14 protein-coding genes are annotated in these 20,387 nt (G+C 39.7%); 6 read left to right on the forward strand and 8 right to left on the reverse strand.

The genetic code is table 11. From position 1 onward, the window contains the following. Positions 1-44: 44 nt before the first annotated feature. From SLS51_RS02410 to fdhE, 4 genes are all read right to left on the reverse strand, one after another. Entirely contained in the window at positions 45-1,694 is a 1,650-nt protein-coding gene (locus tag SLS51_RS02410) for an LTA synthase family protein (protein WP_323835160.1), read from the reverse strand. Between the two features lie 108 nt (positions 1,695-1,802). Continuing rightward, positions 1,803-3,662: a selenocysteine-specific translation elongation factor gene (gene selB / locus SLS51_RS02415; RefSeq protein WP_323835162.1), complete on the reverse strand. Its 1,860-nt coding sequence runs from the start codon at positions 3,660-3,662 to the stop codon at positions 1,803-1,805. 51 nt (positions 3,663-3,713) lie between these two features. Next, a complete protein-coding gene (gene selA / locus SLS51_RS02420) occupies positions 3,714-5,105 on the reverse strand; it encodes an L-seryl-tRNA(Sec) selenium transferase (protein ID WP_323835164.1) in 1,392 nt (463 codons plus the stop codon). A 21-nt stretch (positions 5,106-5,126) separates the two neighbouring features. Continuing rightward, positions 5,127-6,056 (reverse strand): formate dehydrogenase accessory protein FdhE, encoded by a 930-nt coding sequence (fdhE, locus tag SLS51_RS02425; protein WP_323835166.1) that lies wholly within the window; start codon positions 6,054-6,056, stop codon positions 5,127-5,129. A 648-nt stretch (positions 6,057-6,704) separates the two neighbouring features. Between fdhE and SLS51_RS02430 the strand changes: the two genes are divergently transcribed. The 5 genes from SLS51_RS02430 (at position 6,705) to SLS51_RS02450 (ending at position 13,628) form a co-directional block, all read left to right on the forward strand. After that, on the forward strand, positions 6,705-7,658 hold the full coding sequence (locus SLS51_RS02430) for a methyltransferase (protein ID WP_323835167.1): 954 nt from the start codon (positions 6,705-6,707) through the stop codon (positions 7,656-7,658). 596 nt (positions 7,659-8,254) lie between these two features. Continuing rightward, the gene (locus SLS51_RS02435; RefSeq protein WP_323835169.1) at positions 8,255-9,208 is read left to right on the forward strand and encodes a methyltransferase; all 954 of its coding nucleotides are present in this window, start codon (positions 8,255-8,257) and stop codon (positions 9,206-9,208) included. A 672-nt stretch (positions 9,209-9,880) separates the two neighbouring features. Then, complete coding sequence (locus tag SLS51_RS02440) at positions 9,881-10,834, forward strand: methyltransferase (protein WP_323835171.1); 954 nt, start codon at positions 9,881-9,883, stop codon at positions 10,832-10,834. A 143-nt stretch (positions 10,835-10,977) separates the two neighbouring features. Next, on the forward strand, positions 10,978-11,931 hold the full coding sequence (locus tag SLS51_RS02445; protein WP_323835173.1) for a methyltransferase: 954 nt from the start codon (positions 10,978-10,980) through the stop codon (positions 11,929-11,931). A gap of 701 nt (positions 11,932-12,632) precedes the next feature. Beyond that, positions 12,633-13,628, forward strand: a complete 996-nt coding sequence (locus SLS51_RS02450) for a methyltransferase (RefSeq protein WP_323835175.1) — start codon at positions 12,633-12,635, stop codon at positions 13,626-13,628. Positions 13,629-13,710: 82 nt separating this feature from the next. Here SLS51_RS02450 and fdoI read toward each other — a convergent pair whose 3' ends face one another. Genes fdoI through fdnG form a run of 3 tightly spaced genes read right to left on the reverse strand, consistent with a single transcriptional unit; the run spans position 13,711 to position 18,336 of the window. After that, complete coding sequence (fdoI, locus tag SLS51_RS02455; protein ID WP_323835177.1) at positions 13,711-14,352, reverse strand: formate dehydrogenase cytochrome b556 subunit; 642 nt, start codon at positions 14,350-14,352, stop codon at positions 13,711-13,713. Next, a complete protein-coding gene (fdxH, locus tag SLS51_RS02460) occupies positions 14,349-15,278 on the reverse strand; it encodes a formate dehydrogenase subunit beta (RefSeq protein ID WP_323835179.1) in 930 nt (309 codons plus the stop codon). The genes fdoI and fdxH overlap by 4 nt, the downstream gene beginning before the upstream one ends. A gap of 10 nt (positions 15,279-15,288) precedes the next feature. Continuing rightward, complete coding sequence (gene fdnG / locus SLS51_RS02465) at positions 15,289-18,336, reverse strand: formate dehydrogenase-N subunit alpha (RefSeq protein ID WP_323835181.1); 3,048 nt, start codon at positions 18,334-18,336, stop codon at positions 15,289-15,291. A 197-nt stretch (positions 18,337-18,533) separates the two neighbouring features. On the opposite strand from fdnG, the gene fdhD reads away from it, so the two are divergent. Next, complete coding sequence (fdhD, locus tag SLS51_RS02470; protein ID WP_323835183.1) at positions 18,534-19,364, forward strand: formate dehydrogenase accessory sulfurtransferase FdhD; 831 nt, start codon at positions 18,534-18,536, stop codon at positions 19,362-19,364. 108 nt (positions 19,365-19,472) lie between these two features. Here fdhD and SLS51_RS02475 read toward each other — a convergent pair whose 3' ends face one another. Then, positions 19,473-20,237, reverse strand: a complete 765-nt coding sequence (locus SLS51_RS02475) for a transferase (RefSeq protein ID WP_323835185.1) — start codon at positions 20,235-20,237, stop codon at positions 19,473-19,475. Positions 20,238-20,387: the final 150 nt, after the last annotated feature.

Genomic DNA, 20,387 nt, shown 5'->3' on the forward strand with positions numbered 1-20,387 from the left:
AGTGCCATATAAATATGGCACCCACTCAGATTAGATTTTATAACTTACTTTTTACCTGCAACACCTAGTTGCTGATAAATATAGTGTTTATAACTTTCCACTAGCGCTTTATCCTGACAATCATCCAGTGCTCCTCGGCAAAGATGACGCATTGTCATATTTGCTCGATAAAAAGGTGAAGCATCCAGTTTAGCTCTCTCCATAATCATGCCCCCAAGGAATGAAATATCCGTCAGTTCATCAGCCTGAATAGATTCTCCCTGTTGCAAGTTATCCCGCATAGTAAACTGGGTGATATGACCCGGATTTGAAAATACGCCATTGTACTGATTTAGGCTGATATTGGGTTGATGATCACCGAAATAGAGGAACATGGTTGGTTTTTCCCGTTTAGCAACAAACTCACTGAAATTTTTAATTGCCGGATCAGAAGCTTTAATTTTCTCCATATAGTGACTGAACTTACCTACTGCTTGTGAATTTTTAACATGTCCGGTAAGCCCGTAATCATCAGCATGATCTTCATCATATGGGCCGTGTTCATACATAGTTAGTGAGAAAATAAAGAGCGGCTTATCCGTTTCCTGTGCCAAAATTTCTTTCACATAACTCAACATCTCTTGGGTAGAAATAGTCCACAGATTTTTATCGAGACTGGCGGGATATCCCAATTCCTGTGGCTGAATAATGCGATCAACGCCGAGAGTCTGATAAGCATGACCCGAATGATAAGAAGATTTATTAAATGGTGTCAAAACAACAGTATAATAACCATTTTGTTTCATTTCACGGAACAAGCTGTATTTCAGGTGATCAACAATAAAATAAAAAACCGCATTCTTACGTGAGCCAAAATCATCCGTATTTAAGCCAGTCAGGGCGGAGAATTCAGATAACCAGGTACCACCACCGAAAGTTTGCACCCGCATTGGGCTTTGTGCGCTGACACCCGAATCCCGCTGGAACATATAAAGATGAGGTAAGCGGGTATCATCAGGCAGTTGATAGATATGCGGAGTTACGGTGGATTCCTGTAATAACATCACCACGTCAGGTTTAATCGCTGCCTGCGGCATAGGCAGCACAACATTCTTAGCCTGTTGCAGAAAATAATCGGATGATTGCCCAAACTGAGGCGCATGATATTTGGCATCTTTGGCCGACATCACCATATTGGTGACTGTACCACGTCCTTTTGGTAGTGAAGATTCCCACTGTTCCCTGAACGCATCGGCGGTAGCGCTCACTTCCCATGTACAGAACGCCGCCAGAACCAAGCCGACGGTACGCCATTTGAAACCACGGAGGGAAGATGATTTTTTCCAGCTCAGCGTCATGTTGAAAATCAACCAGATAAACATCGCGACAACGCCTAAACCGGCCAGCCAATAGTGGCGTAGTGTTTCCTGATTGGCAGGATCAAACATCAAGTTTAGATCGGAGAACATCAACTGCTCTTTGTAGTAATGAACTTTTATCTGATTGAGGAACTTAAAGATAATAAACAGTGTTCCGGTAAAGGCTGTAGAAAACAGTAACCGGGCTGACACAAAAAACACAAGGCCAAATATCACACCAAACACGCCGACAGTGATCAGTGCCGGGTAAATATCTTCACTTTTTTCAAAAACCAGTATTAAAGTTGCAATGAACAATAATCCCAGATAAACACCCGATATTATCTTCTTTTTCATATCGTATTGAATCCAATTGATAGATGGTTCACGGTTGGCAAAAATAACACAGATCAGTTCAAGACGGTGATTTTGCTGAAATCATCTATATTTTAAATAAAGAAATCATCAGAACAGCCCATTATCTCTGAGAATATGTGACTCAGCCTGACGACGAGTAAAACCACTACGATCAAAAAATTCCAATATCTGAATAGCCAGTTTACGACCGATACCGAGTTGATCACGAAAATCAGCAGCGGTAATTGCACCATAATCTTGATTAAATTGGCGAATCAGTTCCGCGAATTGTTGAATTCGTTGGCTGCAATAATAACGATCAGGAACAATCGCGATAATATGCCCCAATTGTGCGGATCTTTTCAATAAACTGCGAACTGTTGTCTCTTCTTCTTTTAAATTAGCAGCCAGGTCACGTACCCACCAGGGATCATCTGTGAAATAGGGCGCTATTCGTTGCCACAATTTTGTCTGTTCATCACTAAAAGACAAACCGTGTTCAGGAAGATATAACCAACCGCGTAATTGCTTTAGCTGTCCATCACTGAGCAAGGCATCTATCAGAGTATAAACCAGTGCTTCATCCAGCGTTGGCAGCGCCATCCGTTTCAGACGTGCCCTGCCTAAACCCAGTTGATCGACATGTTGCTGGTGATATTCAGCCAAAACGTGTAGTAACTTCTGCTTTGCTAACTTGGCATTGTTCTGTGATAACACCATACCAGCGGCAATAATCACATCCTCATCAACGATTAGCGGGTGGAGAGTTGCTTCCGTTAACTGACGCGCCCAAGAAAAGTGGTCGAGAGAAAGTGCGCCTCGTGGCAAATGGAGCGCTAAATTAGCTGCATGATCTGATGTTCTGGCAAGCTGAGTGAGCCAATGCAAAAATTCTGGCTGGCGCTTACCGCGGCGGGGGGAATTTAGGTTTATTACCCGCGCACCAGCCAATGTTTTTCTGGCACTGATATCTCGCAATATCAGTCGATCATCCTCAACCAACCACAATGGACTATCAAGCACCAATTCAGCCAGCAGAGGCTTATCAGAAAGCTGATTTAGTAATGAAATCCGCCCCGTTATATGGCTGGCAGCATGGTGAATATGAAGTGGTTGCCAGTTTCGCAAAGGTTCATCAGTTTCTACCTCCACCAATACTTTCTCTACGTGCTCAAAGGGCTGGCGGGAAAGTAGCCAATCACCACGGGAAACCTGTTCTTTACTCACATCACCAGTAATATTCAGTGCAATACGTTGCCCGGCCTGAGCCGTATCGGCCTGTTGATTCTGAGCATGCAAGCCACGTACTCTAATTTGCTGATCCCGGCCGGTTAGCCAGAGGGTATCTCCCACCCTGACCCGGCCGGCCAATGCTGTTCCCGTGACTACCAGACCCGCGCCTTTTACACTGAAAGCGCGATCTATCGCCAGACGAAAACGCTGATGTAATTTTTTATGCTGCTTATTTTGCTGATGCAACTGCAACAGGTGCTGCCTCAAAGGGACAATACTTTCTCTATCCGTCGCAGCCGTTACAAACAGAGGGAACTTGCTCCAACCCTGCATTGCCAGTTCATGTTCAATTTGTTGGCGGACTTTAACTATTCGTTGCGATTCCACTCGATCTGCTTTAGTGAGTGCAACTGTCATGGTCGGGCGGCCAATCAAACGTAGAATAGCTAAATGTTCTCTCGTTTGAGCCATTACCCCATCGTCACAGGCAACCACTAATAAAACATGATCAATACCTCCGATCCCTGCCAACATATTAGCGAGGAATTTCTCATGTCCGGGCACATCGATAAAACCGACCGAAGAGCCATCTGGTTGCGGCCAATAGGCATAACCTAAATCGATGGTCATCCCGCGCTTTTTCTCTTCCGGCAAATGGGCTGTATTAACACCGGTAATCGCTTGAATAAGTGTGGTTTTACCATGATCAACATGGCCCGCGGTGGCAAAAATCATAATAGTTTCAGGAAATTATTGTATTTCGGTAAATTATTGTATTTCAGAAAATTACAGCAACAGTGCCTGCAATAGCGCTTTTTCATTTTCAAGACAGCGTAAATCCAGCCATAAACGTCCGTCGGAGATACGGCCAATAACGGGTTTGGCTAATTTACGCCAACGCCGGGCTAACCGTTCCAACGAGCTCCCCTGACCATCAACGGCAGCGAAAGTCAAAGCCCAACTTGGCAGACGATCAACCGGCAGTGAACCACTGCCAATCTGTGAATAACAGGGTTCATCACGAACAATAAATTGGTCACCATAATGTGCTTGAAGCGGAGGTAATAGCTGTTGTGCCATATCATGCATTTGTTGTTGTGAACGGGTTAACAAACGTAACGTTGGCAACTGTTGGCAAAGCTGTTCGGGGCGCTGATATAACCGCAATGTGGCTTCCAAAGCGGCCAGCGTCATCTTATCTGCCCGCAAAGCGCGTTTTAGAGGATGACGCTGGATTGCTTCTATCCAGTGTTTCTTGCCAAGAATAATGCCAGCTTGTGGTCCCCCCAGCAATTTATCACCAGAGAAAGTGACCAAATCGATGCCCTGATTCAGATAATCTTGAGGCATAGGTTCGGCTGGCAATCCATATTGCGCCATATTGATCATGGAACCACTGCCCAGATCAATTGCAGTAGGAATTTGCGAAGCTATTCCCAGAGTGGACAATTCACGGCCAGACACTTCCGCGGTAAAACCTTCAATATTGTAGTTACTGGCATGCACTTTCATAAGGAGAGCGGTCTCTTCATTAATCGCTTGCTGATAATCTTTCAGGTGAGTGCGGTTCGTTGTACCGACTTCAACTAACCGGCATCCTGCCTGAACCATCACGTCAGGAATACGGAATGCGCCACCAATTTCCACTAGTTCGCCACGAGAAACCACAACTTGCTTACCGGATGCTACGGTTGCCAACAATAACAACACCGCCGCTGCATTGTTATTAACAATACAGGCATCTTCCGCCCCGGTTAATTCACACAGTAAATCCGCCAAAGCATGGTCACGGTGTCCACGTCCGGCGTTATTGAGGGAATATTCCAACGTTACAGGTGAACGCATCACTTGTGTTACTGCTTCAATCGCTGATTCTGCCATTAATGCTCGGCCAAGATTGGTATGAATCACCGTACCACTAAGATTAAACACCGGCTTTAAAGCCAAAACTTGTTTCTGTTCCAGTTGCTGACCAAGTGCCAAAGCCCAGTTATCACACCAATCAGGCAGTGCCTGATACTGCTTGATATTGATTCTGGCCTGCTCCTGCATTCCTCTTAATGTTGCAGTGACCAACGTCTGTCCATATTGTTCCACGAATGGGGTTATTTGTGGATCACGCAGTAGACGATCAATGGCGGGGAGCTGGCTGTACAACGGGTACGGTTTATGTGTCATGGCAATTCCGTCAACTCACTATTACTCATTTGGGAACAAAAACGGGTTGATGCTACTGCGGGCAAAACCTTCCTCTTCCATTTTGGCATCGAGGATCAGTGAAGCTAAATCATCAGCAACAGCTTCAACTTTTGGATCTTTCTCCTGATAGAGAATTTTCAAATAACTACCGCAATCACCGCAACTTTCCGCTTTCACGGCGGCTTGCTCACTATCCAGTGACCAATAATTAAGATCGCGGGTCTGTTCGCAATTACTGCATTTTACCCGTACCATATGCCATTCACTTTCACACAAACTACAATGCAGATAACGCAACCCGTTGGTTGTGCCAATCTGAACGACACTAGAGACCGGCATACTGTTGCAAACCGGACAAAATTGACGATGTTCACCATATTCTGCCCTCGCTTTTCCTGGGATTTGATTTGCCATTTGTGCCCAATAGAGGGAAAGTGCCGCCCAGATAAAAAGTGCTTTTTTAGGGCTGACTTTACTGAATTCATTTTTCAGCAGAGCATCGGCCATCTGTTCCAGCTCCTGTTCTGACGCTTTTTCGAGATTATTCAGAGCGGCATTAACATGTTCCGACGCATCTGGCAGTAATTCTGCTATCAGAGAGTGAAGTAATTTTTGCCAGTGTTCAGTACGTTGGAAGGTTTTGCAATCCAGAGGCGGTTTACCTTCAATGACCGATTTTTCTAAGATATCTGCTATCTCCATTTTCAATGGATTATCATGCAACGCTTTTTGCTGAGCTTGGGCAACTTGTGCTGAAAAGTTAAGATAATCAACGAATGAGCTCTCTTTTGCCAATTGTTGCAAGCGTTCTGCTCGACGCTGATAAAGATTTCTCAGATTAGCAAAAAGCAATGGCGGGATATAATCTGCTGTTTTTTCATTGGTGCGATCTTTGCTCAGTTGCTCTTTAGGAACGATGTGGATACTCATTAAGTTCTATCTTCCTGCTATCTGCTTTGAGGCTTTCAGATTAATAATAATCTTAAGCTTGTTTTTAGCGTTCAGCATAGATCAAAAGTGGTTGCTGGGCTACAGAGATAATACTTGAAATTATGTGGTCGGTAATAATCAATATATTTATGAAATGGTTGTAAATTTTTTATAACCATTTATTCTTTATGTGAATTTTTTGAAAGAAAAATATTGTCAAGGCATATCTTTTAACTTAATTTTAAAAATCCCTAAAAAGAGTTAATTGTGATTTTTAACCTTTCTTTCTATCATATTTTATATAATCTGATAGTTAATTAACTCACGGCTAAAAACATATAATTAAAGTGAGTAATCAATTGTCAAAGATGAATCAAATTTTCATTACCTCATAAGGAAAAGATAGCAAAGTTAATAATTACATTTGGAGCTAAAAGTGTTTCAACTATATATGGTTAGTTATAGTGGTACTATCTATACCGGTTATCTTTCAAGTTGCCTCTTTGTTGGCTGCACTCGCTCACCCCGGTCACATAGTTCGCTATGCTCCCGGGGATTCGCGCCTTTGCCGTCGCGATGCATCTTGAAATCCATAGGGTATATGTCCTATATAATAACCTCATTTAAAAATACAGAAAGGGTAATTCAATGCTAATCGATCTCATTACGTCATATAGAAAAACCGCTGCAATCTATACTTTTGTTGATGCTGGTTTATCTATTCACTTTAAAAATGGAGACTATGTAGATATTAACCAACTTGCTAGTCAATATGGTATTGATTATTCGAGACTTAATCGACTATGTGATTTCTTAATTGAAATAGGCGTATTGGTTAGTAGCAACCACGGGGTTGCACTTTCTGAGGAATGCAGTGCACTTGCTGATCCTAATAGCATAGAATTCTTAACAATAAAATATGAAATCAATTCAGAACATTGGGATTCTTGGTTAATGTATCCAAAATCCTTACTGGAAAACAATGGCAAATCGGCATTTGAAATGGTGTATGGAAAATCATTCTTTGAGCATTTGGATAGTAATAAGGGATTAAAATCAGATTTTGATGCTTTAATGTCAAAATACACAAATAAAATAATTAAAGAATTGCTTGTTATTTATGATCTTAATAAACATAACAGAATATTAGATCTGGGTGGTGGAGACGGAGAGCTTTTGATTAGAATAAATGAAAAAATAAAAGGAAAAGATTACGCTGTATTGGACAGATATAATGAAGTGCCTATTTCAGAAGGTATAAATTTCATAAAAGGAGATTTTTTTAAGCCAATTCCGACAGGTTATGATTTATATATTTTAAAGAATGTTCTCCATAACTGGCCTGATAATGATGCTATATCCATTTTGAAGAACTGCCGAGCCGCGATGGATAATAACACAACCCTCTTGATAATAACCTTAATGAAAAAACCACAATCCTTGGTAATTAAATCTTTGGATATATTAATGGATATGCTATTTTCAGGGAAACAACGTTATTTGTCTGAATTCGAAGATATAGCTAACCAAGCGGGACTTGTTATTCAACATTATAAAGATTTAGATGAAATGTTTTCACTTATCGAATTAAAGGTAAAATAAATCATTAGGGGTTTAGGATTATTTCCAAAGATGATTATGTTCATATTCTATCGTCGGGAAATATACAAAATGTGGCATCAAGATATTTGATGCCACATTTTTATTTTATGTTAATAATTAAATGTATAAGTATTAAATTAGAAAGCAAATTTACTCTCTGACAATAAAAACGATTAATAACTATATTAACCAATTCTATTTTATTTTATTTTATAAATTTATGGGAAGAGTTAATTGTGATCTTTGTCATTTATTTTTGTCGAATTTAATATAGTCTGATAGTTAACAATTCTGTTCCTAAAAATGCGTTATTAAAGTAAGTTGAACAATGGACAAATAAGGAGAGTGGAATTTTTATTATCTCACTATGAAAAGGTAACAAAGCTAATAATCACATGTTAGTTATCGAAATATCCAATTATTCATTATGGTATTTCATATACTTTAGACAAAGACATATACCCAATGGATTTCAAGATGCGTCGCGACGGCAAGGGAGCGAATCCCCGGGAGCATAGCGAACTATGTGACCGGGGTGAGTGAGCGCAGCCAACAAAGAGGCAACTTGAAGGATAACGGGTATAAAGGATAACTCAATGCTAGCCGAACTTATTACATCGTATAGAAAATCAGCCGCAATCTACGCTTTTGTTGATACCGGTTTATCTATTCACTTTAAAAATGGAGCTTATGTAGATATAGACGAACTTTCCCGTCAATGTGGTATTGATTATTCTCGACTTGATCGATTATGTGATTTCTTAATTGAAATTGGGGTATTGGTTAACCACGGCCATAAAGTCACCCTTTCTGATGAATGCAGTGCACTTGCCGATCCTGAAAGTATGGAGTCATTAATGGTAAAATGGGAACTGAGTCCAGATTGCTGGAACGCTTGGTCAATGTATCCAAGATCTTTACTTGAAAATGATGGAAAACCGGCATTTGAAATAACGCATGGAAAATCATTCTTTGAACATTTAGCGAGTAATAAATTACTCAAATCAAATTTTGATTCTTCAATGTCAAAATGTTCAGATAAAATAATTGAAAAGCTACTTGATATTTATGATTTTGGTCAATACAACAGAATATTAGATATTGGAGGAGGTGAAGGAAATCTGCTGGTAAGAATGAGTGAGACGGTAAAAGGAAAACATTACGCTGTATTAGATAGATATGATGAAATTCCTGTTTTGGAAAATATAGATTTTATAAATGGAGATTTTCTAAAATCAATTCCATCAGGTTATGATTTATATATTTTAAAGAATATTATTCACGATTGGTCCGATAATAACGCAATACTCATTTTAGAAAATTGTCGCAAGGCAATGGATAATGGTTCAGTTGTTTTATTGATAAGTTATATGAAAAAACCACAATCTAAAATGGTGATATATTTGGACATATTAATGGATGTGCTATTTTCAGGGAAAGAACGTTATTTGACGGAATTAGAGCGTTTGGTTAACCAGGCAGGATTGGTTATTCAAGATGTTAAAGATATCGATGAATCATCTTCAATTATCCAGCTAGGAATAAAATAACTTAAAGATAATCATGTATTTTCATTAAATATATAATAAGTATGTCATTAAAATATTTGATGACATACTTACTGCCTATCCAATAGGACTATTTTATTTTCCCTTCATCACGTACTATTCCTCACGTACTACGTGTACGCTCCGGAACTGTTCATTGATAAGAATGGATTGCAATAATTACACCTATTGGGATTGGCGCTTAATATCAATAAAATATATGGATATTAAAGTGGAAAGAAAATTCATTCGTTGGGAATCAAAATAATTTAGATATCATAAATAACTATATTAAATAATTTTATTTGATTTTTAAAACCCCTTAAAAGAGTTAATTGTAATCTTCATCATTTCTTTTTATCATGTTTAATATAGCCTGATAATTAACAATTTTAACCCTAAAAATACATAACTAAAGTCAGTTAACTAATTGGAAAATAAGGAGAATGATATTTTAATTATATTACCAAGAAAAGATAGCAAAGTTAATGATTTTATTCTGGTTATCAGAATTCCTAATAAATTATCACGGTATTTTCTGATTTTTAGATAAAAAATTCATTTTTTTATACCTAATGGATTTCAAGATGCATCGCGACGGCAAGGGAGTGAATCCAACAAAGAGGCAACTTGAAAGATGACGGGTATATAAGATAAAGATATAAAGGAGAACTAATGCTAGTCGAACTTATTACATCATATAGAAAATCGATTGCCATCTATACTTTTGTTGACACAGGTTTGTCTGTTCACTTTAAAAATGGCACCTATATAGATATTCAAGAACTTGCCAGCCAATATGGTATTGATTATTCGCGACTTAATCGATTATGTGATTTCTTAATTGAAATCGGGGTATTGGTTAGCAGCAATGATCGAGTTGCACTTTCTGAGGAATGTCGTGTGCTTGCCGATCCTGAGAGTATGGAATCATTAATAGCAAAGTGGGAATTTAACTCAGATCTCTGGAACGCTTGGTTAATGTACCCAAAATCCTTACTTGAAAATAATGGTAAATCGGCATTTGAAATAGCGAATGGAAAACCCTTCTTTGAACATTTGGATAGTAATAAATTACTCAAATCAAAATTTGATTCCTTAATGTCAAAAGATTCAGATAAAATGATTGAAAAGTTATTTGATGTTTATGATTTTAGTCAACACGATAAAATATTAGATGTTGGCGGAGGCGAAGGGAATCTTCTGATAAGAATGAGTGAAAAGGTAAAAGAAAAACATTACGCTGTATTGGACAGATATAATGCACTTCCTGATCACGAAAATATAAACTTTATAGATGGAGATTTTTTTAAATCAATTCCGGCAGGTTACGATTTATATATTCTAAAGAATGTTATTCATGATTGGCCTGATAATGACGCAGTACTCATTTTAGAAAATTGCCGAAAGGCAATGGGTGATAGTGCAACTATCTTATTAATAACCTTAATGAAAAAACCACAGTCTAAAATAATTAAATATTTTGATATATTAATGGATGTATCATCTTTAGGGAAAGAGCGTGATTTAACGGAATTCGAATATTTGACTAACCAAGCAGGACTGGTCATTCAAGATGTTAAAGATGTCGATGAATCATATTCAATTATCGAACTGAGTGTAAAATAAATTATATACCCTATGGATTTCAAGATGCTTCGCGACGGCAAGGGAGCGAATCCCCGGGAGCATAGATAACGATGTGACCGGGGTGAGAGAATGCAGCCAACAAAGAGGCAACTTGAAAGATAACGGGTATAAAGGATAACGCTATGCTAATCGATCTTATTACATCATGTAGAAAATCAACCGCAATTTATGCTTTTGTTGATATGGGTTTATCTGTTCACTTTAAAGATGGGGCCTGCGTAAATATCAGCGAACTTTCCTCTCAATATGGCCTTGATCATTCTCGCTTTAGCCGGTTATGTGAATATTTAGTCAAAATAGGGGTATTGGTTAACCGCAATGAGGGCGTTGCACTTTCTGAGGAATGCAGTGCACTTGCCGATCCTGAAAGTATGGAATCATTGATGATAAGATGCGAAGTTAGCCCAGAATACTGGAATGCTTGGTCAATGTATTCAAAATCCTTATATGAGAATAATAGCAAAACGGCATTTGAAATAGCACATGGAAAACCCTTCTTTGAATATTTGGATAATCATGAATTGTTCAGATCAAATTTTGATTCTTTTATGTCAAAAAACTCGGACAAAATAATAGAGAAAATACTTGATATTTATGATTTTAGTCAACATAACAGAATATTAGATGTTGGCGGAGGAGAAGGAAATCTTTTGATAAGAATAAATGAAAAAATAAAAGGAAAACATTACGCTGTATTGGACAGATATAATGAAACCCCTGTTTTAGAAGATATTGAATTTATAAACGGAGATTTTTTTAAATCAGTTCCATCTGGTTATGATTTATATATTTTAAAGAATGTTATCCATAATTGGTCTGATAGTAATGCAATACTCATTTTAGAGAATTGCCGAAAAGCTATGGATGATAATGCAACTGTTTTGTTGATAGGTACGGTGAAAAAATTAAAATTAGAAATAATTTACTCTACGGATATATTAATGGATGTACTATTATTAGGAAAAGAGCGTTATTTGAATGAATTAGAATATTTGGCTCACCAAGCAGGATTTGTCGTTAAAGATATCAAAGATATAAATGAAAAATATTCAATTATAGAGCTAGGTGTAAAATAAATTACAGATAATTATGGAACTCCACAAAAATAGTTATATGGATATTGTTTCTCTGAAAATAGGTATAACAAGTATGGCATCAAAATATCTGATGCCATATTTCTATTTTATGTTATTGAATTAAACTTAGAGCCTGTCCCAATAGCTATATTGGAATAGGCAGTTAATTAACAATGGGTAGGATATGACTACCTTTCATTGATGATCTTTGAAGAGGAACTCATTGATGTTTTTTTTCTGTTGTTGAAATAGTACGTTTAAAAAATACCTTATAGTTTTTCAGGTTTTATAATTATTTATTTCTTCTATAAATGAATGTAAGTAGTAATATATATACTGCGTTATTTTTTTATATTTAATTATCAAGAATTCTGAGAAAAGCTAATTGTGATCTTTGTCCTTTCTTTTTATCAAATTTAATATAATCTGGTGGCCTACTTTTAACAATGTGGAAGCAAAGTGAATTGTATCTTTACATAAAAAGGTAACAAAGTTAATAATTACATTTTGTTTTAAATAGGTTGTTGCGATATCCAATCTATCATCATGCTATTTCTTGGATTTTGGATAAAATACTTAATTTTTTCATAATATATACCCTATGGATTTCAAGATGCATCGAGACGGCAAGGGAACGAATCCCCGGGAGCATAGATAACGATGTGAGCGGGGTGAGCGAGTGCAGCCAACAAAGAGGCAACTTGAAAGATGACGGGTATACAGATATAAAGGATGGCTCAATGCTAACTGAACTGATTGCATCAAATAGAAGATCAGCTGCAATTCATGCTTTTGTTGATACCGGATTATCTACTCACTTTAAAGATGGAGTTTATGTCGATATAAGCGAGCTTTCCCATAAATCTGGTGTTAATTATGCTCGGTTTAGTCGATTATGTGATTTCTTAGTTGAAATGGGAGTATTGGTTAGTAACGATAATAAATTCAGGCTTTCTGATGAGTGTCATGTTTTTGCCGATCCTGAAAGTTTTGAGTCATTCATGATAAAGCTTGAAATTTGCTCACATTACAGTAATGCTTGGTTAATGTATGGAAAATCCCTATTTGAAGATGATGGCAGATCGGCATTTGAAATGGCACATGGCAAGCCATTCTTTGAATATTTGGATGGTAACAAGTTTCTCAAATCAAATTTTGATGCTTTAATGACAAGGATCTCAAATTTAATCGTTGAGAAGTTACTTGGTATTTATGATTTTAATCAGCACAATAGAATATTAGATGTTGGAGGGGGCGAAGGGGAGCTTTTAGTAAGAATCAGTGAAAAGGTAAAAGGAAAACATTATGCTGTATTGGATAGATATAATAAACTTCCCGTTTCTGACAATATAGATTTTATCAATGGAAATTTTCTAAATTCAATTCCATCGGGTTATGATTTGTATATTTTAAAAAATGTTCTCCATAATTGGTCCGATAGTGACTCAATACTTATTTTGGAGAATTTCCGCAAAGCAATGGATAAAAATTCATCTCTATTATTGATAAATATGGTGAAAGAGCCAGAATTTTCTAGATCTTTCGATATATTAATGGATGTGTTATTTTTAGGGAAAGAACGTAGTTTTGCTGAATTCGAATATCTGGTTAACCAAGCTGGACTTGTCGTTCAAGAGACTAAAGTTATAGATCAATCATATTCACCGTATTCATTTATCAAACTACGGATAAAATAGATTGTAGGAACTACAGATTATTCTCAAATGAGTAATAAGCAGGATATACCTATCCTGCTTCGATGATTATATTCGAAACGTATTAACGTTTCTCTTCTTGTTGCTCCTGTTTCATTATTTCACGATACCAACGTGGGTGATGTTTCTTCGCCCATCCACGGGTTACCCAACCTTCAACCATTGCTCGAATAGTGCCTTTCACCCAGAATGCCGCATAAGCGTGAACCATAATCGTCAAGATGAAACCAATAGCTGACATTGAATGGATTAGAAGCGCAATTCGAATTATTGGAATAGAGAAGAGATCAGCAAAATAGGGGCGCCAAATAATAACACCACTGACAGCGAGTAATATCAGGAAAATAGTAATAGACCAGTAAACCCCTTTTTGACCTAAGTTATACTGACCAATATCACCCGCTTCCTCATTTTTTACAATCTTACGGATATTTTTTAGCCATATAATGTCATCTTTGTCGATAAAGTTATGTTTAAAATATCTGAAGAACATAAAGATAAATAAAACAAACATCACTGAGCCAACAAATGGATGCAAAATCCGTGACAATTGAGGTGTACCGAAGATATTCATCAGCCAGTTAAAAGAGGGGAAAAAGAATCCTAATCCACTAATGGCGGTAAAGAAAAAACAGAGCACTACCGCCCAATGGTTTATTCGCTCAACAGGTGAGTGACGGATAATAATATCTTTCCTGCTTTTCATCGCTGTTCCTCCCCATTAGCTGATTTTTGTGATGATTCCGTATCACGACGCGCATTTTCCTCGTCTTCTTCCGTTACCCGGTTTGGTCCAATTCCCACATAATGGAAGAGGCTGGCAGCGAATGTGGCTGCAAATCCCACTGCGGCCAGCGGTTTCCAGATACCTTTCCAGAAGGTGACGGTCGGGCTGATAGTGGGATTGTCTGGTAAGCCATGATATAGCTGTGGTTTGTTAGCATGGTGTAGCACATACATCACATGAGTCCCACCAACCCCATCAGGATCGTACAGGCCCGCGTTCTCATAACCTCGGCCTTTCAACTCACTTACCCGTTCAGCCGCCAAATCTTTCATGGCTTTTTTACTGCCAAAATGGATTGCACCGGTCGGACAGGTTTTCACACAGGCAGGTTCCTGACCGACGTTAACGCGGTCAACACACAGAGTGCACTTATATACCCGGTTATCTTCTTTGTTGATCCGTGGCACATTGAACGGGCAACCCGCGATACAGTAGCCACAGCCGATACAGTGTTCAGACTGAAAATCAACAATCCCATTTGCATACTGGATAATCGCCCCTTCGGCTGGACAAGCTTTCAAGCAACCAGGATCAGCGCAGTGCATACAACCATCTTTACGAATCAGCCATTCCAGTTTGCCGTTCTCTTCAACTTCTGAGAAGCGCATCACGGTCCATGATTTAGCGGTTAAGTCCGCCGGGTTATCATAAACACCAACGTTATGACCGATCTCGTCACGGATATCGTTCCACTCAGAACAGGCCACCTGACAAGCTTTACAACCGATACATGTTGTCACATCAATCAGTTTTGCAACGCCCTCTTGGTCATCCCGCACCCGTGGTGCAGGAGTAAAAGAATTTGTGGCAGAGCGACGAATGATGTCTTGAGTTTGCAATGACATGATTTCTCCCTTACACCTTTTCTATATTAACCAGGAACGCTTTGAACTCAGGCGTTTGTGTGTTCGCATCACCAACAAATGGTGTCAACGTATTGGCAATAAAGCCTTTCTTCGCAGCCCCTTCAAAGCCCCAATGAATGGGAATACCGATAGTATCGACTTCACGACCGTGTACATTCAGGGTACGAATACGTTTGGTGACAACCGCTTTCGCTTTGATGTAACCACGATTAGAGCTAACCTTGACAGTATCACCGTGTTTGATGCCTTTCTTTTCCGCCAGTTTTTCACCGATTTCCACAAACTGTTCAGGTTGGATAATCGAGTTCAACAATGCATGTTTTGTCCAATAGTGGAAATGTTCTGTCAAGCGGTAAGTCGTTCCCACATAAGGGAATTTATCTGGCTTACCCATTGCTTCAAAGTCGCTTTTGAACACTCGGGCTGCCGGATTGGATACCACATTCGGATGCAATGGATTGGTCCCCAATGGTGTTTCAAAAGGTTCATAGTGTTCAGGGAACGGTCCTTCAGCCATCTTATCAATAGCAAACAGACGCGCCACACCTTCCGGTTGCATGATAAATGGACCAACATCCGTTTCCGGTGCAGCCACGCTGTAATCAGCAGTATCGACACCACCCCACTTAATACCATCCCACGTTAGTAACTGACGTTTCGGGTCCCACGGTTTACCCTGCGGATCAGCCGAGGCGCGATTGTACAAAATACGACGGTTTAACGGCCATGCCCATGCCCAACCTAGCGTATTACCCAATCCTGACGGATCAGCGTTATCACGACGGGCCATTTGGTTACCTTCCGGCGTCCAGCTTCCAGCAAAGATCCAACAACCACTGGCGGTAGTGCCATCATCACGTAGCTGCGCAAAAGAGGTTAATTGCTGACCTTGTTTCACGATGACGTTGCCATCAGCATCAATCAGATCAACCAGTGCCCGGCCATTACTCTCTTGAGCCACCTCTTCTGATGTGGGGCTGTCCGGGTTGAAGTAATCCCAAGTCATGCTCAGCACCGGCTCTGGTGATGCACCACCTTCAGCACGATACATATCCCGCAGGCGTTTGAAGATTCCGGAAAGGATCTCGCCATCACCGATGGCTTCTCCCGGCGCATCCGCCCCTTTCCAGTGCCATTGCAACCAGCGACCAGAGTTAACAATTGAGCCATTTTCCTCTGCAAAACAGCAGCATGGCAGGCGGAAAACTTCTGTCTGAATTTTGGATGAATCGACTTCATTAAATTCACCGTGGTTCTGCCAGAAAGTTGAAGTTTCAGTATTAAGCGGATCGATAGTGATCAGGAATTTCAGTTTCGACAGGGCATCAACGACTTTATTTTTATGCGGGAAAGAAGCTACCGGGTTAAAGCCCTGACAAATATAGCCATTCACTTCACCTTTCGACATCATGTCAAAAAATTGCAGAACATCATAACCTTTGTCCCATTTCGGCAGCCAGTCAAAACCCCAGTCGTTATCTTTACGGGCATTCTCTCCGTAGAAACTCTTCATCAGACTGATAAAGAATTTTGGGTAGTTACCCCAATAGTTAACTTGACCCGGCCGCATTGGTTTTGGCGTATTTGCCTGGAGGTAAGTTTGCAAATCAGCCTGTTTCTCTGAGGGGAGTGTCAGGTATCCCGGCAAGCTTTGCGACAACAGCCCCAAATCAGTCAATCCCTGAATATTCGAGTGACCACGCAATGCATTAACACCGCCACCTGCCATCCCCATATTGCCCAACAGTAGCTGGATCATTGCCATAGTTCGGATGTTCTGTGCACCCACTGAGTGTTGAGTCCAACCCAGCGCGTACAGAAAAGAAGCGGTCTTATCCTTAACACAAGTTTCTGCAATATATTCACAGACTTTCAGGAAGTCCTCTTTTGGCGTACCGCAAATATTACTGACGACATCTGGCGTGTAACGACTAACGTGCTCTTTTAGCAGATTCCATACACAACGTGGGTGCTTAAGTGTGATATCACGTTGAGCAAAGCCGTTTTCATCCAGTGCATAGTTCCAACTGGTTTTATCGTATTGACGTTTTTCTGCATCGTAACCACTGAACAAACCATCATCGAACGAGTAATCTTCACGCACGATCAGACTGGCGTTGGTATACGCCTCGACATATTCGTGATTAATCTTATCGTTGGTCAGTAGGTATAAAATGACACCTGACAAGAAAGCAATATCAGTACCAGAACGGATTGGAGTATAGAAATCCGCCACAGATGCTGTACGGGTAAAACGCGGATCAATCACGATTAACTTAGCGTTATTATGGATTTTGGCTTCCATTGCCCAACGGAATCCCACCGGATGTGCTTCGGCAGCGTTACCACCCATAACGACGATCAGATTCGCGTTCTTAATATCAACCCAGTGGTTGGTCATCGCACCGCGACCAAATGTTGGAGCAAGACTTGCTACCGTTGGTCCGTGTCAGACACGTGCTTGGTTGTCTACGGCGAGCATGCCGAGAGCGCGACTAAATTTTTGCGACAGATACCCTGTTTCGTTACTGGAAGCAGATGCACACAGCATGCCGGTCGTCAGCCAGCGATTGACTGTCACACCTTCTTGATTGGTTTTAATGAAATTAGCATCACGGTCTGCTTTCATTAACTTAGCAATGCGATCAAATGCCTCATCCCAAGTAATACGTTGCCATTTGTCAGAACCTGCTGCGCGATATTCTGGATATTTCAGGCGGCTTTCGCTATGAATAAAATCAACCAAGCCCGCCCCTTTAGGACAAAGTGCACCGCGGTTTACCGGATGATCAGGATCACCTTCAATATGGAAAATAGTTGCTTTCGCATTTTTTGCACCATCGCCAAGGCTGTACATCAACAGCCCACAACCGACAGAGCAGTATGTACAGGTATTCCGGGTTTCACGTGCACGCAACAGTTTATAGTTACGTGTTTGTGCAAGGGCTGTGGTTGGCGCAAAGCCCAACGCTGCTACCGTTGTACCTGCCATACCGCCAGCGCAGATCTTAAAGAACTGCCTTCTGCTGACTTGCATGGGAATCTCCTCGCTCACATTGTCTTAAAATACATTGTCTTAAAACGGTATCCATTCCATCATGGGAAAAATTTCAAATGTGTTCTTTCTTATTAAAACCACTTTCCGTAGCGGGATCAGATTTATTGCCTGACAAATAGTATAGACTCTTTTTTCCACACAATTATTGTGTCGTAACACTATTAGGAACTCATCTAATGTATAACGTAAAATCAGGGAAGTTGTTACCATTTGGTGTGATTGAGGGGGTAACACGAACGAATGTGCAACAAAAACACCATTCTGACATATTAAAAGCTGATTGGGTCGCAGAAGAAGTTCCTGTTGCTTTAGTTTACAACGGTATTTCGCATGTCGTAATGATGGCAAGTCCGAAAGATCTCGAATATTTTGCTATTGGGTTTTCACTTTCCGAAGGCATCATTGAATCTCAACACGAGATTCGTGGCATTGATATTATCCCTAATTGTAACGGCGGCATTGAGTTGCAAATAGAACTTTCTAGCCGCCGTTTTGCGGGTTTTAAAGAGCGCAGACGTAATCTAGCGGGACGAACAGGTTGTGGCATCTGTGGAGCAGAACAACTTTCTGATATTTTTCGCCCTATTTCCCCGTTGCCTTTCACTCAAACTTTTTCATTAAACCACCTTGACCATGCTCTCTCTCAACTGACTAGCGTCCAAGATGTTGGTGCATTGACTGGTTGCACCCATGCTGCAAGTTGGATCAATCCAGAAGGTAAATTATTGGGAGGATGTGAAGATGTAGGTCGTCACGTTGCACTGGACAAGATGCTAGGCATGAAGGCAAAAACAGGCTGGCAGCAAGGCGCTGTTCTGGTATCCAGCCGTGCCAGTTATGAGATGGTACAAAAGTCAGCCATCTGTGGCGTTGAAATTTTATTGGCTGTTTCAGCCGCAACTTCATTGGCGGTAGAAATCGCTGACCGATGTCATTTGACCTTGGTTGGTTTTTGTAAACCCGGTAAAGCGACTATTTATACTCATGCTGAGAGGTTAATAAGTTAAATCAGCCAAAAATATGCAATATCAAGAGTGCCTATATTCCCCGCTGTGATTAAGGTGAAAAGTTTATTTTTATCTTAAATCAACAGAGATTGTCTTAATAATGCTAAATCACGCATGCAAGTTGTGAAACATCCATAGGTTGGGTTCAATGTAATAAGCCATTTGTTGTTGTACATCCACCACTAGCGGCACTAAACCACCAGGAATAATATACTGCCCACTTTGCAGAAATTTCATTCCTGTCCATTCCTGCCATTTATCAAGCGTGGCATTTATATACATTGAGTGCATAGCCGGTTGAATAATCTTCGCTCCTAGGCGCCAATGTGTCCGAATCCAAGGATCAAAAGGTTCATTGTTGTCATTTTTCCATCTACAGTATTGTACAAAATCCTGCAATGGATAGTTTTTCTTCAACGTTGGTCTCACAGGAACAACTAACGCTTTCATCCCCTCCTCAATAGCCGTTTGCTTTAAGCTATTAATAAGCAATGCCGGTAAATTCTTGCCGCGAAATTCAGGAGATACTGTTACTGACAGTGCTGACAACATTTTTGTTACTGTTTTTCCACGAGCAAGCATACCTCTGCGAAAAACTTCATCCCAACCATTATCCGGCAGTTGCTCCAATGAATCGCCTTCCCAAGGGAAAGGTACCGAATTAGCAGCGCCAATTAATTTCTGCTCTTCCCCTTGCTGCAAAATAGCAAATTTCTGAAAATGGCTGAAATCTGGCTCAAATAATTTATTCCATTGATTCTCTATTGCAGAATTCTGCATGAACAAAGGCCAATTTTTGTAGAAAATATCATCGGCGGCACTTTTAAAATCAGGTCGTTGTTTTGCGGATTGAATAATAATGTGTGTTTTCAAAATAGGATTTCCGGTAAAATTAATTTGCAGGGTTTATAAATAATTAAGTAATAATTACTCAAAACAATTAAATAAATTTCATATTTATGATGAATTGTTTAAACTTTTATTTAGTATGATAATCTTAATTTATTTGTCAAGAACAGGAAG

Origin of the sequence: Photorhabdus africana (assembly GCF_035181445.1) — a bacterium.
In the GTDB taxonomy this organism is placed as follows: domain Bacteria; phylum Pseudomonadota; class Gammaproteobacteria; order Enterobacterales; family Enterobacteriaceae; genus Photorhabdus; species Photorhabdus laumondii.

Bases quoted from the DNA above. Each gene is read 5' to 3' on its own strand.
- SLS51_RS02440 (WP_323835171.1), top strand. From the start codon at position 9,881: ATGCTAGTCGAACTTATTACATCATATAGAAAATCGATTGCCATCTAT.
- SLS51_RS02435 (WP_323835169.1), top strand. From the start codon at position 8,255: ATGCTAGCCGAACTTATTACATCGTATAGAAAATCAGCCGCAATCTAC.
- SLS51_RS02430 (WP_323835167.1), top strand. From the start codon at position 6,705: ATGCTAATCGATCTCATTACGTCATATAGAAAAACCGCTGCAATCTAT.
- selA (WP_323835164.1), bottom strand. From the start codon at position 5,105: ATGACACATAAACCGTACCCGTTGTACAGCCAGCTCCCCGCCATTGAT.
- fdoI (WP_323835177.1), bottom strand. From the start codon at position 14,352: ATGAAAAGCAGGAAAGATATTATTATCCGTCACTCACCTGTTGAGCGA.
- selB (WP_323835162.1), bottom strand. From the start codon at position 3,662: ATGATTTTTGCCACCGCGGGCCATGTTGATCATGGTAAAACCACACTT.
- SLS51_RS02445 (WP_323835173.1), top strand. From the start codon at position 10,978: ATGCTAATCGATCTTATTACATCATGTAGAAAATCAACCGCAATTTAT.
- fdxH (WP_323835179.1), bottom strand. From the start codon at position 15,278: ATGTCATTGCAAACTCAAGACATCATTCGTCGCTCTGCCACAAATTCT.
- fdhD (WP_323835183.1), top strand. From the start codon at position 18,534: ATGTATAACGTAAAATCAGGGAAGTTGTTACCATTTGGTGTGATTGAG.
- SLS51_RS02410 (WP_323835160.1), bottom strand. From the start codon at position 1,694: ATGAAAAAGAAGATAATATCGGGTGTTTATCTGGGATTATTGTTCATT.
- fdhE (WP_323835166.1), bottom strand. From the start codon at position 6,056: ATGAGTATCCACATCGTTCCTAAAGAGCAACTGAGCAAAGATCGCACC.